Origin of the sequence: Microbacterium sp. 2MCAF23 (genome assembly GCF_052115565.1) — a bacterium.
GTDB lineage: Bacteria > Actinomycetota > Actinomycetes > Actinomycetales > Microbacteriaceae > Microbacterium.
Genome location: NZ_JBFRGY010000002.1, coordinates 91,557 through 106,722, shown reverse-complemented (window position 1 = coordinate 106,722; position 15,166 = coordinate 91,557). Strand labels below are relative to the sequence as shown.

Sequence of the window (15,166 nt, the reverse complement as noted above, 5' to 3'; positions counted from 1 at the left end):
TGCCGCTCCCCGGAACCGGGTGTCAGCAGCAGCAACACTCCGTCTCGCACTGCGCGGGCCGGAGCACCGCGTCACCGGTTTCGGGTCGTGTTGATATGGCATCGACCCAGCGCTGCGTCGGAGATCCCGCGCTGCGCCTGTGACCAGAGAGAGAAACCATCTTGATCAAGTACTTGCTGCGCCGGGCTCTCGGCTGGCTCCTCATGATCGTGGTGGCGACCAATGTCACGTACTTCCTCGCGTGGGCCTTCCTCGATCCGCGCAGCAACTACGTCGGTCGTCGCCCTCCGCTGAGCGAAGACCAGATCAACCGCCTCCTCGAACCTCGCAACCTCAGCGACACCGTGCCGCTGCTGGAGCGCTGGTGGCACTGGTTCACCGACATCGTCCTGCACTGGAACTGGGGAGTGAGCCCGGTCGGACAGTCCGTGAACGACCAGATCGCGTATCGCATGTGGGTCTCCGGCGAACTCGTGCTCGGCGCGACGATCATCACGGCGGTGCTCGGCATCGCCATCGGCGTGTACACCGCCTCTCGGCAGTACAAGGTCGCGGACCGTGTCTGGCAGGGCATCTCCATCGTCACCATGAACATCCCGATCATCGTCGCGGCGCTCGGCATCGTGATCATCGCGATCGCGATCAACGACGCGCTCGGCTTCCGGTTGTTCTACGTCACGGGGGCGCGCAGCGACGGGGTGACGGGGTTCTTCCCGGTGCTGATCGACACCCTGCAGCATCTGATCCTTCCGACCATCGCGCTGGTGTTCATCGGCTACTCCAGCTACCACTTCCTGCAGCGCTCCCTGCTGCTGGACAACATCAAGGCCGACTACGTCCGCACCGCGCGAGCCAAGGGTCTGACGAAGCCGCAAGCGATCCGCAAGCACGCGCTGCGCACGTCGCTGATCCCTGTCGCGACCCAGCTGGCCTTCAGCATCCCCACCGTGTTCACCGGTGCGGTGCTGACCGAGACGATCTTCGCGTGGAACGGCATGGGCCGGTACTTCGTGCAGACCATCGGCACCAACGATGTCCACGGCGTGGTGGCGATCGCCGCCTTCAGCGCCGTGCTCACGGCGATCGGCGCCATCCTCGCCGACATCGCCGTGGTGGTCCTCGATCCGCGAGTGAGGGTGAGCTGACATGACTTCCCAGACCGTCCAGCCCCCCGTCGGGCCCGACACCACCGCCGCGCGGATCCCGCGCAAGCGCATCGGCACCTTCCGGCTCTACTACCGCCGCTTCGTGCGAAACCGTCCCGCGGTCGCGGGCGTGTTCATCTTCGCCTTCCTCGCGCTGTTCGCGGTGTTCGGCCCTCTGATCGCGCGCTTCAGCTTCAGCGAACTCGACTTCCTGGCGCTCGGCACTCCGCCGGACGGCACGCACTGGTTCGGCACCGCCGCGGACGGCGGGGACCTGTTCGCGCAGACCGCCGTGGGCCTGCAGCGCTCGCTGATGATCGCACTCACGGTCTCGATCGGTACCACGGTGATTTCCGCGATCGTCGGCACGGCAGCCGCCTACTTCGGCGGCACGACCGAGCGCATCATCCTGCTGATCATCCACTTCCTCATGGTCGTGCCGACGTTCCTCATCCTGGCCCTGGTCTCCTCGAACGCCGGCGGGGACTGGCGCGTGATCTCGGCCGCGATGATCTTCATCAGCTGGTTCTTCCCCGCCCGCGTGATCTGGACGATGGCGCTGTCACTGCGTGAGCGCGAGTACGTGCACGCCGCGCGCTACATGGGCGTCCCCGGCATGAAGATCGTGCTGCGCCACCTGCTGCCGAACATCGGCTCGCTCCTAGTGATCAACTTCACGCTCGGCGTCGTCGGCGCGGTCATCACTGAGACCGGCCTGTCCTTCATCGGCTTCGGCGTCAAGATCCCCGACGTCTCGCTCGGATCCCTCATCGGCATCGGAGCGAACTCCCTCGCCAGCGCCCCGTGGACGTTCTACTTCCCCGCCCTCGCGCTGACGCTGCTGACCGTCTCCATGGCGCTCGTCGCCGACGGCCTCCGCGACGCCCTCGACCCCACCTCGGCGGCGGGAGGCCGCGCATGACCGCTCCTCTTCTCTCCGTCCGCGATCTGAACGTCAGCTTCGCCTCCGAATCCGGCCGTGTCGACGCCGTCCGCGGTGTCTCGTTCGACCTCGAGCCGGGGCGGACGCTCAGCATCGTGGGCGAGTCCGGCTCCGGCAAGTCGGTCACCTCGCTCGCGATCATGGGGCTGCTCGATGAGAACGCGAAGGTCGGCGGGTCGATCATGTTCGACGGCATCGAGCTCGTCGGAAAGAGCGACAAGGAACTCTCGGCACTGCGCGGCAACGGCATCGCGATGATCTTCCAGGATCCGCTCACCTCGCTCACCCCGGTGTTCACCGTCGGCGACCAGCTCATCGAGGCACTCACCGTGCACCGCAGCATGTCGCACGCGGACGCGACCGCGCGAGCGGTCGAGCTGCTCCGGCTCGTCGGCATTCCGAGCCCGGAACGGCGACTGAAGTCGTTCCCGCACGAGTTCTCCGGCGGCATGCGCCAGCGCGTGGTGATCGCGATCGCGATGGCCAACAACCCGAAGCTGATCATCGCCGACGAGCCCACCACGGCCCTCGACGTGACGATCCAGGCCCAGATCCTCGACCTGATCGCCACGGCGCAGCGCGAGACCGGGGCCGCGGTCATCATGATCACGCACGACATGGGCGTGGTCGCCAAGACCGCCGACGACGTGCTGGTGATGTACGCCGGCAAGCCCGTGGAGCAGGCTCCTGTGCGCGAGCTGTTCCACGAGACCCGGATGCCGTACTCGATCGGCCTGCTCGGCGCGATCCCGCGCGTGGACAAGGCGGAGAAGCAGCCGCTGGTGCCGATCAAGGGCAACCCGCCGCTACTGATCAACCTCCCCGACGAGTGCCCGTTCGTGGCGCGCTGCCCCATAGCCACCGAGGCCTGCCGCACCAGGGAACCCGAGCTGCGGGCGATCAAGACGAGCGAAGGCGGCGAACACCGGGTCGCATGCGTGCGCGCCGACGAGATCGAGAACGGCCTCATCGGCGGCGTGCCGGTGTATCCGGTCCCGGAGCTCCCCACCAGCGCCCTCGATCGCATCCCGCGAGAAGAGCGACCGGTCACCCTCGACGTCCGCAACATGCAGAAGACGTTCCCGCTCACCCGGGGCGCCTTCCTCAAGCGCAAGGTCGGCGAGGTCCACGCCGTCAAGGGACTGACCTTCGACATCCGCGAGGGCGAGACGATGGCGATCGTCGGCGAGTCCGGCTGCGGCAAGACCACGACCCTGCTCCAGATCATGGACCTGGTAAAGCAGACCGATGGCGAGATCACGATCGCCGGCACCAAGGTGTCGGAGCTGCACGGCGGCAAGGCGGAGCGGACCATCCGACGCGATCTGCAGATCGTCTTCCAGGATCCGATGGGAGCGCTCGACCCGCGCCTCACCGTCGCGGACGTGATCGCCGAGCCACTGCGCGCGATCGGCGTGCCACGAGCCGAAGCCGACCTCAGGGTGGACGAGCTCATGGACCTCGTGGGCCTCGACCCGGCGCACGCGAGCCGGTTCCCCGGCGCGTTCTCCGGTGGTCAGCGTCAGCGCATCGGCATCGCCCGCGCGCTCGCGACCAACCCCAAGATCGTCGTCCTCGACGAGCCCGTCTCGGCGCTGGACGTCTCGATCCAGGCCGGTGTGATCAACCTGCTCGACGAGCTCAAGGTCAAGCTGGGGCTCTCCTACCTCTTCGTTGCGCATGACCTCTCCGTGGTACGGCACATCGCCGACCGCGTCGGAGTCATGTACCTCGGCGAGTTCGTCGAGCACGGCGACGTGGACGAGATCTTCGACGATCCGCAGCACCCGTACACCCAGGCGCTGCTGTCGGCGATCCCCGTCCCCGATCCCGACATTGAGCGCACCCGCGAGCGCATCGTCCTGCAGGGCGATCTGCCGAGTCCGGCGGACCGCCGCGACGGCTGCTCCTTCACCTCGCGCTGCCCGCTGTACAAGATGCTCCCGGAGAATCAGCGCACCCGGTGCGAGACCGTGGTCCCCGAGCTGCACGGTCCGGAGTCGCACGTGAACGCCTGCCACTGGCGGTGACCGAACGGCAGCCGTTGAACTCGAAACGGTAACGGTTTGTCTCGATATACCGGGGTGCTTCGGTTCACGCCGGTTAACTGTCCCTTGTCCCCAAATAGCCGAAAGGCATCGAAGGAGAACCATGAAAAGGCAGCACAAGCTGTGGGGCGTCGTCGCCCTCAGCGGGGCGCTGGCAATCGCCATCAGCGGTTGCTCGGCGACCGGAGGATCCACCGGCGGAAGCACCGACAAGCCCGCCGAGACCAAGACCGCGGACTACAACCCGCAGCCGCGCGAGAACCTCAAGCAGGGTGGAGAGGCGCACTTCTGGATCAGCGAAGTTCCGGCGCAGATGAACTTCATGAACGGTGACGGCACGGCCGACACCTCGCGCCTGGCTGCCTGGTACACCCCGCAGGTGTTCCTGATGGATCCGGACGGCACCGTCAAGGCCAACCCCGCCTACCTCGACAAGTGGGACACGTCCGTCAAGGACGGCAAGACGGTCGTCACCATGAAGATCAACGAGAAGGCGGTCTGGAACGACGGCTCTCCGATCGACTGGACCGCCTTCGAGACGACGTGGAAGGACAACAACGGGTCGAACCCCGACTTCAAGGCGAGCGCCACCGACGGCTACAAGGACATCGAGTCCGTCACGAAGGGCGACACCGACAAGGACGTCATCGTGACGTTCAATCGCGAGTTCGCCTGGCCGGCCATGCCGTTCCTCACCGGCATCCTGAACCCCAAGGTGAACACGCCGGAGCTGTACAACGACGCGTACAACGGCAACGCGCACCCCGAGTGGGGCGCCGGCCCGTACAAGATCACCAACTTCGACGTGAACGGCCAGAAGGTCACCCTCGAGCCGAATGACAAGTGGTGGGGCGACAAGCCCATGCTCGACAAGGTCACCTTCTCGGGCATGGACCGCGCTGCCTCGCTGAACGCTTTCAAGAACGGCGAGATCGACCAGGTCGAGACCGCCTCGGCAGACGCGATCAAGCAGGTGAAGGACGTCAAGGACGCCGTCATCTACCGCGCCCAGCAGACGGCCAAGACGGTGATCCAGCTCGATGGATCCAAGCCGCAGCTGAAGGACCCGAAGGTACGTCAGGCCTTCTTCATGGCGATCAACATCGACCAGCAGAAGAAGATCGCCTGGAACGGTCTGGACTACACCGAGCCGGCAGCCGGCTCGCTGATCCTCTACCCCTTCCAGAAGGGCTACGACGACTCGTTCAAGGCTGCCGGCCTCAAGTTCGACACGGCCGCCGCTAAGAAGCTGCTCGACGACGCCGGCTGGAAGGCCGGTTCGGACGGCGTGCGGGAGAAGGACGGCGTCAAGCTGACCGTCACCTACCCGGTGTTCAGCGACAGCCCTGTCCAGGCCGCTCTCGCCAAGGCGCTGCAGCAGCAGGAGAAGGCTGTCGGCATCGACCTGAAGATCGACACGCGTGCGCCGTCGAACTTCTCGAACGACGTCGCCACGAAGAACTGGGACGCACTCGGCCTCCGGTTCACCGACTCCGACCCGTTCGGCCCGGCCTGGTTCTGCCAGATGTACTGCTCTGACAGCAACCTGAACCTGTCGAGCACCGGCACGGCTGAGATCGACAAGAAGATCAAGGGCGACGTCGAGTCGCAGACCACCACCGAGTCGTGGACCAAGGCTGCGATGAAGCTCGAGCCGGAGATCATCAAGGAGACCTGGGGCGTCATCCCGCTCTACAACGGTCCCTCGATCCAGGTCGCAAAGAAGGGTCTCGCGAACCTGACCCCCGAGACCTACGTGGGCCTCGACCTCTACCGGGTCGGTCCCGTCGAGAACGTCGGCTGGGAGAAGTAAGCACCCGCCGCAATTCTGGAGCGGGGTCGGTGGTTCGCCACCGGCCCCGCTTCGTCGTTCTGCGCCTGCTGCACACGCGCGGCCCGGGCGGTCGCACCTTTTAGACTGGCGGCCATGAGCCGCTCCCCCGCGTCCGTGGTCCTCGTGCACGGGATCCGCACCTCGTCGACGATGTGGCGCGCGCAGGAGGAGTTCCTGGCCGAACGCGGCAATCCGGCGGTCGCCGTGGATCTGCCCGGCCACGGCACCCGCATGGACGAGCCGTTCGCCCTCGAGGAGGCGATGCGCACGGTCGACGCCGCGGTGCGCGACGCCGACGGACCCGTGCTGCTGGTCGGGCACTCGATGGGAGGGCTGCTTTCGACCGCGTATGCCGGGGCGGATCCGACGCCGCCGATCGCCGGCTTCGTCGGGGCCTCGTGCACCGCGCTCCCCCGCGGCGCGGGGCTCGCCGCCTATCGCGTGCTGGCGGGCGCGCTGAACGCCATGCCGGATCGCGGCATGTGGCTGAGCCGTCAGGTGCTGGACGCGACGCTGCCCGCCTCGACGCGCGAGGACTTCGGCGCCGGCGGCTACGCCATGGTCACGCAGGACGAGGCGCTGCGCTCGCTCGTCGAGTTGGATCTCGTCGCCGCCGTGCCCCGCATCCCGGTGCCCACCTGGTTCGTGAATGGGCAGTTCGACCAGCTCCGCACCCACGAGACGCTGTACCGCCGGCTCGCGCCCGACGCGGAGTTCATCATCGTGCCGCGCACGACGCACTTGGTGACCGCGATGAGGCCGCGAGTGTTCAACGCGGTGCTGCAGCTGGCACTGGCGACGCTGGAGACGGCGCCCTGACCGCATAGGTCATCGCCGCCCCCACGAGCGACAGCACGGCCGCAGCGCCGAACAGCAGCCCGAACCCGCCCACCAGGGCGACGAGGCCCGCACCGAGCAACGGCCCCAGTAGCTGCCCCAGCTGCGCCGAGACGTTCACGAGCCCGAGGTCGCGCGCGTGGTCGTCCGGATCCTTCAGCAGATCCGTCGCGAACGCGAGGCTCACCGCCATGTACGCACCGTACCCCGCTCCCATGATCCCGGCGGCGACCGCGGTCATCTCGAACGAGGGACTGATCAGGATCACCACGCCGGAGACCGCCTGCACGACCGCGGAGACCGCGGTGATCGTCCGGCGCACCCGCAGCGGGTTCGCCGAGGCGCGGTCGGAGAGTATGCCGGCGACGATCGATGCGATCACGACGAACACCGTGTAGATCACGATCAGGATCAGCAGATCGTCCTGCGCCTGCGCCGAAGGGACACGGACGCCGTAGAGCAGGAAGAACAGCAGCAGCGAGGTGCCGAAGGCGTTGCCGATGTTCACGACGAAGCGGCTGACGAGCAGCCACAGGAAGTCCCGGTCGCGCCACGACGCCGTGCGGGCGACGGTGCGCGGAGCGGGAAGGGCGAGCTCGTGCGCCGGCGCGTCCGGCAGCAGCAGAGCCGTGCCGGATCCGACCACGGCGATGATCGCGGCCATCAGATAGTAGGACTGCTGCACGTTCAGTCCGATCAGCACGACGGCTCCCACGCCGACGACGATGCCGACCGCCTGGGCCGAGCTCGCCGCCGCCGAGGCCGCGCCGCGCTGAGTGGTGAGCTGGTCCGCGATAATCGCCGTGAGAGCCGCCGAGGCGACCGACACGCCCACCGAGACGACGATCCACGCACCGCCGACGGCGACGGGACCGGCCACGATGCCGGTCAGCACCAGCCCGACCGCGGCGAGCAAGGATCCGCCGATCGCCCACGGCCGGCGGCGTCCCCACCGCGAGCGGGTGCGATCCGACCAGCGACCGGAGACGGGCGCGGCGATGATGCCGACGAGCCCGCCCACCGACAGCACCACGCCCGCCCACACGACGCCGGCGATCCAGTTCTCGCCCGGGGCGCCGGTGTCGAGCTGCAGCGGCAGCAGGAGCTGGATGGGGGTCAACTGGACCGTCCAGATCGCCAGCCAGGCGAGCGTGAACAGCGTCATCCAGAGCGGGCCGACCCTCTTCCCCGCACTCGGAGCGGCAGCGTCGGAGTGATCGGTCATGAGCGTGCCTCCTCGATGAGCGCGCGGTACCAGGCGTACGAGGCCTTCGGGGTGCGCTGCCCCGTGTCCATGTCGACGTGCACGAGCCCGAACCGCTGCGTGTACCCGTCGGCCCATTCGAAGTTGTCCAGCAGCGACCACACCGTGTAGGCATCGACGCGCACCCCGGCGCGCATCGCGGAGAGCACCGCGGCAAGGTGGCCGCGCAGATAGGAGACGCGCGCGGCGTCCTCGATCCGCTGGTCGACATGGTCGGGTTCGGGGAACGATGCGCCGTTCTCTGCGATGACGACGGGCGGCAGCGCGATACCGTAGCGCTCCTTCGCATCGATGAGGAAGGTGGTCAGCGCCTCGGGCACGATCGGCCACAACGGCCCGAAACCGGTGACCGGGGCGCCGGGGGTCGGTACCACCTCGAACGGAATCGGTCCCGCCGATGCCGCGACGGTCGTCGGGTTGTAGTAGTTCACGCCGTAGACCTCGCAGGGGGCGCTGATCAGCGCGAGATCGCCGTCCTGCACCGGGAGCGTCACGCCGAGCGTCTCCAGGTCGGGGTAACGCCCGAGCAGCACCGGATCCGCGTACATCCGGTTGTGGATGAGGTCGTACAGGTACGCCGCCTGCTGGTCGGCCTCCGAATCCGTTGCGGGCAGCACCTGCGTGTGGTTGTTGACGATGCCGACGCTGGTCGCACCGCGCGCGTGCAGGATCCGCGCCGCGTATCCGTGCGCGAGGAGCTGATGATGCACCGTCGGCAGCGCGTCGAAGAGCAACGTGCGACCCGGCGCGAGTTCTCCGATCGCATAGCCCTGCAGAGTCGTGGAAACGGGCTCGTTGATCGTGTACCACTGCCGCACCCTGTCGCCGACCGCGTCCGCGACCACCTCCGTGTACTGCGCGAACCGCTCGGCGGTGGAGCGGCTCAGCCAGCCGCCGTCCTCCTCCAGCGCGGAAGGCAGATCCCAGTGGTACAGGGTCGGCGTCGGCGCGATCCCGGCGTCGAGCAGGCGATCGACGAGCCGGTCGTAGTAGGCGAGCCCCTGCGGACTCGGCCGTCCGTCAGGGAGCACGCGCACCCAGGAGATCGAGAACCGGTACTCGTCGACGCCGAGTCGTGCCAGCAGCGCGACATCCTCGGCGACACGGTGGTAGCTGTCCGGTCCTGAATCCGCCGTGCTGGCATCGCGCACCCGGCCGGGGGTGTCCACGAAGTCGTCCCAGATGGATCTGGCGCGTCCGTCCTCGGCTCTCGCCCCCTCGATCTGGAAGGCCGCCGTCGCGGCGGAGAAGCGCAGCCGGCGCAGCAGCCCACGCTCGAGCGCAGGCACGTCAGCGATGACGGATTCGGGCATGGACGACTCCTTCGGGTCCTTCGCCAGCGTGCACACCCTACACCGACGCCTCGCCCCGAACGCGACGGCGTGTCATGAGGAACGAGACCGCGTCCCACGATGATGCCGAAACCGCCGGGACCCGATCCACCGGTTCGGCATCAGACCGGATCCCTGATAAGATCGGTGATTGGCTTGCGTGTCAGGTCCCACCCCTGCACGCTGCCGGAGGCGCCCCTCTACCGCCAGGCCGGCATAACCATCCATCACTCGAACGAAGGTTCCATCCGTGGCGAACATCAAGTCGCAGATCAAGCGCAACAAGACCAACGAGAAGGCGCACGAGCGCAACAAGGCCGTCAAGAGCGAGCTGAAGACCGCCGTCCGCAACACCCGCAAGGCCATCGCCGGTGGCGACAAGGCTGCCGCCGAGGCCGCGCTGAAGACGGCGTCGAAGAAGCTCGACAAGGCCGTCAGCAAGGGCGTCATCCACTCGAACCAGGCCGCGAACCGCAAGTCGTCGATCGCGAAGCAGGTCTCCGCTCTCTGAGCCGGAACTTCCGAAGGCCCGTCCCGATCCGGGGCGGGCCTTCGTCGTGTCCGGATGGTCGCACCCCCGGGGTCGTTGAGCGAGCACCGAGCGCAGCGAGGCGCGAGACGAAACGCCGTCACTCACGAGAGCACCGCGTTTCGTCTCGGTCGGCTTCGCCGTCCTCGCTCAACGTCCACGGAGGTGACCACCCCGGGTGGCGTGCTCGCTCAGCGGACTGCTTCGCCGTAGGGCGCGCGTGTGGCGATCACCGTGATCATGCGCTCGAGCGCGAAAATCGGATCGCGGGCCGCGCCCTTGACGTCAGCGTCCGCGCGCGCCGTCGCCTGAATCGCGAGCCCCAAGGTGCGCTCGTTCCAGCCGCTCAGATCGCGGCGTGCCCGGTCCACCTGCCAGTCCTTCATGCCCAGGCGGGCGGCGAGTGCCGCATTCGACTCCCGGGAGCCGGCGACGCGCGCCATCGACCGCAGCTTCATCGCGAACGCTGCGACCATGGGCACCGGGTCGGCCCCGGAGGACAGGGCGTGCCGGAGCGCGATGAGCGCCTCGCCCAGACGCCCGGCGATCGCGGTGTCGGCGACGACGAACGCGGAGACCTCGACGCGCCCGCCGTAGTAGCGCTCGACGAGGTCAGGCGTGACATCGCCCTGCACGTCGTTGATGAGCTGTTGACAGGCGGCGGCGAGTTCGGTGATGTCGTCGGAGAAGGCGGAGACCAGTGCGCGCAACGCCTGCGGCTGGATACGCCGACCGGCGGCACGGAACTCCCCCGCGGCGAAGTCGGCCTTCTCGTCGTCGCGCTTGATGGCCGGGCAGGCGATCTCGATCCCCCCGCCGGTGCCGGCGCGGATCGCGTCGAGCAGCTTCTTGCCGCGCACGGTCGCACCGGTGTGGCGGAGCACGACGGTGGCGCCTTCCTGTGGATGCTCGAGGTACGCGACGGCTTCGGCGAGGAACGCGTCCGTGCAGCGCTCGACGCCCGAAATACGCAGCAGGCGCGGCTCGCCGAACAGCGACGGCGAGGCCAGGCCGAGCAGGCTGCCCGACTCGTAGTCATCGGCGCGCAGGTCGCTGACCTCGAGCGCCGGATCCTCCGCCCGCAGGTAGGCGCGCACTCCCGCGATCGCACGCTCCGCGCAGATCTCCTCGGGCCCGGACACCAGCACGATCGGCGCCGGCCGCGGCTCGCGCCAGGACACCTGCGGGATGTTCGTCGCCTTCCCTCCACGTCGTGCGGCGGAGGTGGAGCGCGGTGCGGGCATACCACCAGCGTACCGGCGGGTGCGGACGTTCACGGCGCCCGTGCCGTCGACGTCGGCAGGGGGTGCGGTGTCGACCGCCCGTCGCCTGCCGGGGCCGGGCGCTCGGTCCAGACGCGCAGCCCCTCCTCCCCCTCGGACACGAGGATGGTGCCACGCTGGTCGGTCCGCAAGATCGGCGTGCGCAGGGCCTGCAGCATGTCCAGAGTCTGCACACGCGGATGCCCGTAGTCGTTCCCCTCGCCCACCGAGATCAGGGCCAGCGCCGGATCCAGATCGGCGTAGAGCTGCGGATCCTGATCGGCACTGCCGTGATGCGCGACCTTGACGACGGTCTCGTCGTGCGGGTGCGCGAGCCGTCGTAGCATGCCCTGCGACTCGGCCGACAGATCGGCCAGGAACAGGCTCCGCGGCACGCCGCCGCCGGTGACCTGCAGGATCACCCCGGCGTCGTTGCCCGGTGGGAAGACCTTCTCATCGCGACGAGGCCAGAGCACGCGCCAGTCCGCCCCACCCAGCCGTCCGGTCATGCCCGCAGCGGCATCCATGATCTGCGCACCTCCGCGCTCGAGTCGATCGAGCTGGTGCTGGTGTGCCGCCGTGTCCACGGGTCCGTGCAGCACGGCGTCCGCTCGGCCCACGAGCGCGTCGGATGCGCCGGCGTGGTCGTGATCGAAATGGGTGAGCACCAGCAGATCGAGTCGCGTGATGCCGAGGTCGTCGAGACAGCGCCGCAGCGGATCCGGATCCGGCCCGGTGTCGATGAGCATGGTGTGCCCGGAGGAACGCACCAGCACCGCATCGCCCTGTCCGATGTCGCACATCGCGATCCCCCAGTCCGCGGGGCGCTGCAGCAGGGAGACCGGTCCGGTGACGATGCCCCAGCCCGCCGCCGTGCCGATCACGACCGCCCCAAGACCCCCCACGATCGCCCGCCACCCAGCGCGCAGCGGGCGATGCGGCGCGATCACCCAGAAGGCGCACGCGCTGAGCGCCGCCACGGCGAGGGCCGAGCCGATGCCGGCCGGGGTCTCGATCGTGGCCAGCGGCAGTGCGGCCGTGGTCACGGCGGTCTGCGCGATCCACGCGGAGGGCAGCCAGGCCGCGGCGGCGAACAGGTCGGCGAGCGCGGGGACAGGCATGGCCAGGCACGCGAGCAGGCCCAGGATCGTCGCTATCGGCGAGGCGGGCTCGGCCAGGAGATTCGCGACCACGGAGACCAGCGACTGCCGTGTCGCGAACAGGGCGATGATCGGCCCGCAGGCGAGCTGCGCCGATAGCGGGACCGCGATCGCCAACGCCACCGGCCTCGGAAGCCGGCGTCCGAGCCCGGCTGCCAGCGGCGGAGCGAGCACGATGAGGCCCGCTGTGGCGGCGGCCGACAGCGCGAAGCCGGGGGCCGCGGCGAGACGCGGATCCGCGAGCAGCAGCACCGTGATCGCGAGCAGCAGCACCGAGAGGCCGGCGCGCGGGCGCCCGAGCAGCAGTGCCGCCATGGCCACCCCGGCCATGGCCGCGGCCCTGATCACGCTCGGCTGCGGTGTCACCAGCACCACGAACCCGGCGAGAGCGAGCACCGCGACCGTGATGCGGAACACTCTGCCACCGCCGCAGAGCGCGACGATCCCGAAGGCAGCCGCGGCCACGAGGGCGAGGTTGCTGCCGGACACGGCCGTCAGATGCGAGAGCCCGCTGGCCTTCATTGCCGTATCGAGGTCGTCACTCACCGCGCGCACGTCTCCCACGGCGAGTCCCGGGAGCAGCTCGGAACCGGGCTCGGGCAGGCGCTGGGTGCGCTCGATGAAGGCCGCCCGCACGTCCCCCGCGAGACGCTCGACCGGGCCGCCGCGCGACAGCTGCTCGGCAGCGCCCTTCGCGAACAGCACGAGGGCGGCACGCTCCCCGGGGTCGGTGCCCTTCGCCTCTGCCGTCAGCCGCAGCACGGTCCCGGGGCCGAGCGTAGCGGCGTGCGCATCGGGAGGGATCCCGATCCGCACCGGCACCCGCAGCGGCCGGGGATCGTCGCCCGGCCCGAGCCGGGACGTGTCCGCATCGGCCCAGAGCCGACCGTCCGCGCCGAGCGAGGGCAGCGACCGCACGCTCACCTCCGCGGTCACCGCATGTCCGGCCAGCGACGCAGCCTGGTCGCGGGCCGGTGCCGTCGCCGCTGCAGCGCCGCCGATCGCGGCCGCGACCGCGAGGCACACGATCGCGAGGGGCGCCGCTCGGGCCACCGCGTCGAGCGTTCTCGGACCACGCGACAGCACGCCAAGCGACGGCGCACCACTCGGCGATGCGAACACGGGCACGGCAGACGACGAACGGCGGGCGACGAGAACGACCACGACGCCCAGCACCGCCAGAGCGATCACGATTCCCGCCACTCCAGGCAGGAACGAGACCGCCAGCGCGATCGCCCAGGCGGTGACGGCGACCGGCACCATGCGCACGTCCCTGAGCCGACGCCGGATCGGCGCAGCAGCGTCCGCCGAGCGGGTCTCCGGAGGAACGACGCCGCTCCGGGCCGCTGCCGGAGTGCCGTGCTCGGGCGGGCTCATACCCGCACCAGGTCGCGGATCCCGGCCAGCATCTTCTCGCCGATGCCGGAGACACCGAGGAGGTCGTCCACGCTCGTGAACCGCCCGTTGGTCGTACGCCATTCGATGATGCGCTGCGCGAGCGCCGGACCCACCCGCGGCAGCTCCTCGAGCGCGGCAGCGTCCGCGGTGTTGAGGTCGATGAGGCCTCCGGGTCCCTGGCCCGCGGCTCCCCCGCCCGTCGGACCGGATCCGCCGGCAGACGCGCCGGGGGCGGTGGCTGCCGCACCGACGGCGGGGACCAGGATCTGCTCCCCGTCGACGACCTGCCGGGCGAGGTTCACCGCGGTCAGATCCGCGGTCGGCAGCGTGCCGCCGGCCGCGGCGAGCCCTTCGGCGACCCTCGCGCCGTCGTCGAGCACGTACAGCCCCGGCTTCGCCACCTCGCCCAGCACGTGCACGTAGACCGAGCCGGCGGAGATCACGGATCCGCTCGCGCTGGGCTCCGGCATCAGGGAGATGCTCTCCGGCGCCGTGGACCGGCTCAGCAGGCCGATGCCGACGGTGACGGAGACGGCGACGAGCGCCACCACCACGGCCGCGCCGAGTCCGAGGCGGAGCCGTCGGGGCGCACGCACGACGACCGTCGGCGCGACGCCCTCAGACTCCACGTGCTCGCTCACACGCCGACGCTAGGCGCACAGGCGGACGCGCAGATCCGGGTCCGCGCAATCCGTGCACAACCCGGGGCGCCCCGACGCTGTGGAGGACAAGGACGACCGCAACGCGGCGACCTCGAGCCGCCCCGACCGATACGCTGATCCCACCGTCCGAACGACCCGGAGCCGCCATGCGCCTGCACGACTTCCTCCCGCCCGACACCGCCGCAGCTCGCGGAGCGCGCGAGATCGTCACGCGGTTCCAGTCCCCCGCGCTGGTCAACCACGTGCTGCGCAGCTGGTTGTGGGCGGAGGCGTTCGCGCTCGTGGAGGGGCACCGCGGCATCGACCACGAGCTGCTCTACACGGGCGCCGTGCTGCACGACATCGGACTCGCTCCTGCGTACGACAATCACGTCCTCGGCTATGAGGAGGCGGGCGGCTTCGTCGGCGAGGCGTTGACGGCGGGCGCCGGATGGTCCGCCGGCCGTCAGCGCCGCGTCAACGAGATCATCGTGCGACACAACTGGCCGTCCGTGGATCCGGCCGACGACGTCGAGGGGTACCTGTTGGAGACCTCGACCGGCCTCGACATCTCTGGGCGCCGCGACGAGGAGATCCCCCTCGAGTTCCGCCGCGAGGTGCTCGCCGCCTACCCCCGACTCAGCCTCGCCGCGGAGTTCGGCGACTGCGTGCAGCAGCAGTCGGCGCGCAAGCCGCACAGCCACGCGCGCCGCCTCGTCGACGGCGGGCTGCTGGGCAAGCTCGCCGACAACCCGCTCGAGCGGATCTGACCCG

General features: G+C 69.4%; 12 protein-coding genes. 7 read left to right on the top strand and 5 right to left on the bottom strand.

Annotation, left to right across the window (positions count from 1 at the left end):
• Positions 1-161: 161 nt before the first annotated feature.
• The 5 genes from AB4078_RS01985 to AB4078_RS01965 all read left to right on the top strand — a co-directional run bounded on the left by AB4078_RS01985 (position 162) and on the right by AB4078_RS01965 (position 6,789).
• A complete protein-coding gene (locus tag AB4078_RS01985) occupies positions 162-1,145 on the top strand; it encodes an ABC transporter permease (RefSeq protein WP_440731575.1) in 984 nt (327 codons plus the stop codon).
• 1 nt (position 1,146) lies between these two features.
• Positions 1,147-2,067, top strand: a complete 921-nt coding sequence (locus AB4078_RS01980; RefSeq protein ID WP_441975764.1) for an ABC transporter permease — start codon at positions 1,147-1,149, stop codon at positions 2,065-2,067.
• Positions 2,064-4,118: an ABC transporter ATP-binding protein gene (locus AB4078_RS01975; protein ID WP_441975763.1), complete on the top strand. Its 2,055-nt coding sequence runs from the start codon at positions 2,064-2,066 to the stop codon at positions 4,116-4,118. The genes AB4078_RS01980 and AB4078_RS01975 overlap by 4 nt, the downstream gene beginning before the upstream one ends.
• 121 nt (positions 4,119-4,239) lie before the next feature.
• Entirely contained in the window at positions 4,240-5,949 is a 1,710-nt protein-coding gene (locus AB4078_RS01970; protein ID WP_440731572.1) for an ABC transporter family substrate-binding protein, read from the top strand.
• Between the two features lie 114 nt (positions 5,950-6,063).
• Complete coding sequence (locus tag AB4078_RS01965) at positions 6,064-6,789, top strand: alpha/beta fold hydrolase (protein ID WP_441975762.1); 726 nt, start codon at positions 6,064-6,066, stop codon at positions 6,787-6,789.
• Here the strand turns inward: AB4078_RS01965 and AB4078_RS01960 are convergent.
• Complete coding sequence (locus AB4078_RS01960) at positions 6,740-8,032, bottom strand: MFS transporter (RefSeq protein ID WP_441975761.1); 1,293 nt, start codon at positions 8,030-8,032, stop codon at positions 6,740-6,742. The genes AB4078_RS01965 and AB4078_RS01960 overlap by 50 nt on opposite strands.
• Positions 8,029-9,384 (bottom strand): GH1 family beta-glucosidase, encoded by a 1,356-nt coding sequence (locus AB4078_RS01955; protein WP_441975760.1) that lies wholly within the window; start codon positions 9,382-9,384, stop codon positions 8,029-8,031. Before AB4078_RS01955 ends, AB4078_RS01960 begins: the two co-directional genes overlap by 4 nt.
• 268 nt (positions 9,385-9,652) lie before the next feature.
• Here AB4078_RS01955 and rpsT point away from each other — a divergent pair, with 268 nt between their 5' ends.
• Positions 9,653-9,913, top strand: coding sequence for a 30S ribosomal protein S20 (gene rpsT / locus AB4078_RS01950; RefSeq protein ID WP_045270507.1), 261 nt, complete (start codon positions 9,653-9,655; stop codon positions 9,911-9,913).
• A 209-nt stretch (positions 9,914-10,122) separates the two neighbouring features.
• Here rpsT and holA read toward each other — a convergent pair whose 3' ends face one another.
• The 3 genes from holA to AB4078_RS01935 all read right to left on the bottom strand — a co-directional run bounded on the left by holA (position 10,123) and on the right by AB4078_RS01935 (position 14,392).
• A complete protein-coding gene (gene holA, locus AB4078_RS01945; RefSeq protein WP_440731568.1) occupies positions 10,123-11,175 on the bottom strand; it encodes a DNA polymerase III subunit delta in 1,053 nt (350 codons plus the stop codon).
• A gap of 29 nt (positions 11,176-11,204) precedes the next feature.
• Positions 11,205-13,616 (bottom strand): ComEC/Rec2 family competence protein, encoded by a 2,412-nt coding sequence (locus AB4078_RS01940; RefSeq protein ID WP_441975759.1) that lies wholly within the window; start codon positions 13,614-13,616, stop codon positions 11,205-11,207.
• Between the two features lie 110 nt (positions 13,617-13,726).
• Positions 13,727-14,392: a helix-hairpin-helix domain-containing protein gene (locus AB4078_RS01935; RefSeq protein WP_441975758.1), complete on the bottom strand. Its 666-nt coding sequence runs from the start codon at positions 14,390-14,392 to the stop codon at positions 13,727-13,729.
• 167 nt (positions 14,393-14,559) lie between these two features.
• Between AB4078_RS01935 and AB4078_RS01930 the strand changes: the two genes are divergently transcribed.
• Complete coding sequence (locus AB4078_RS01930) at positions 14,560-15,162, top strand: HD domain-containing protein (protein ID WP_441975757.1); 603 nt, start codon at positions 14,560-14,562, stop codon at positions 15,160-15,162.
• Positions 15,163-15,166: the final 4 nt, after the last annotated feature.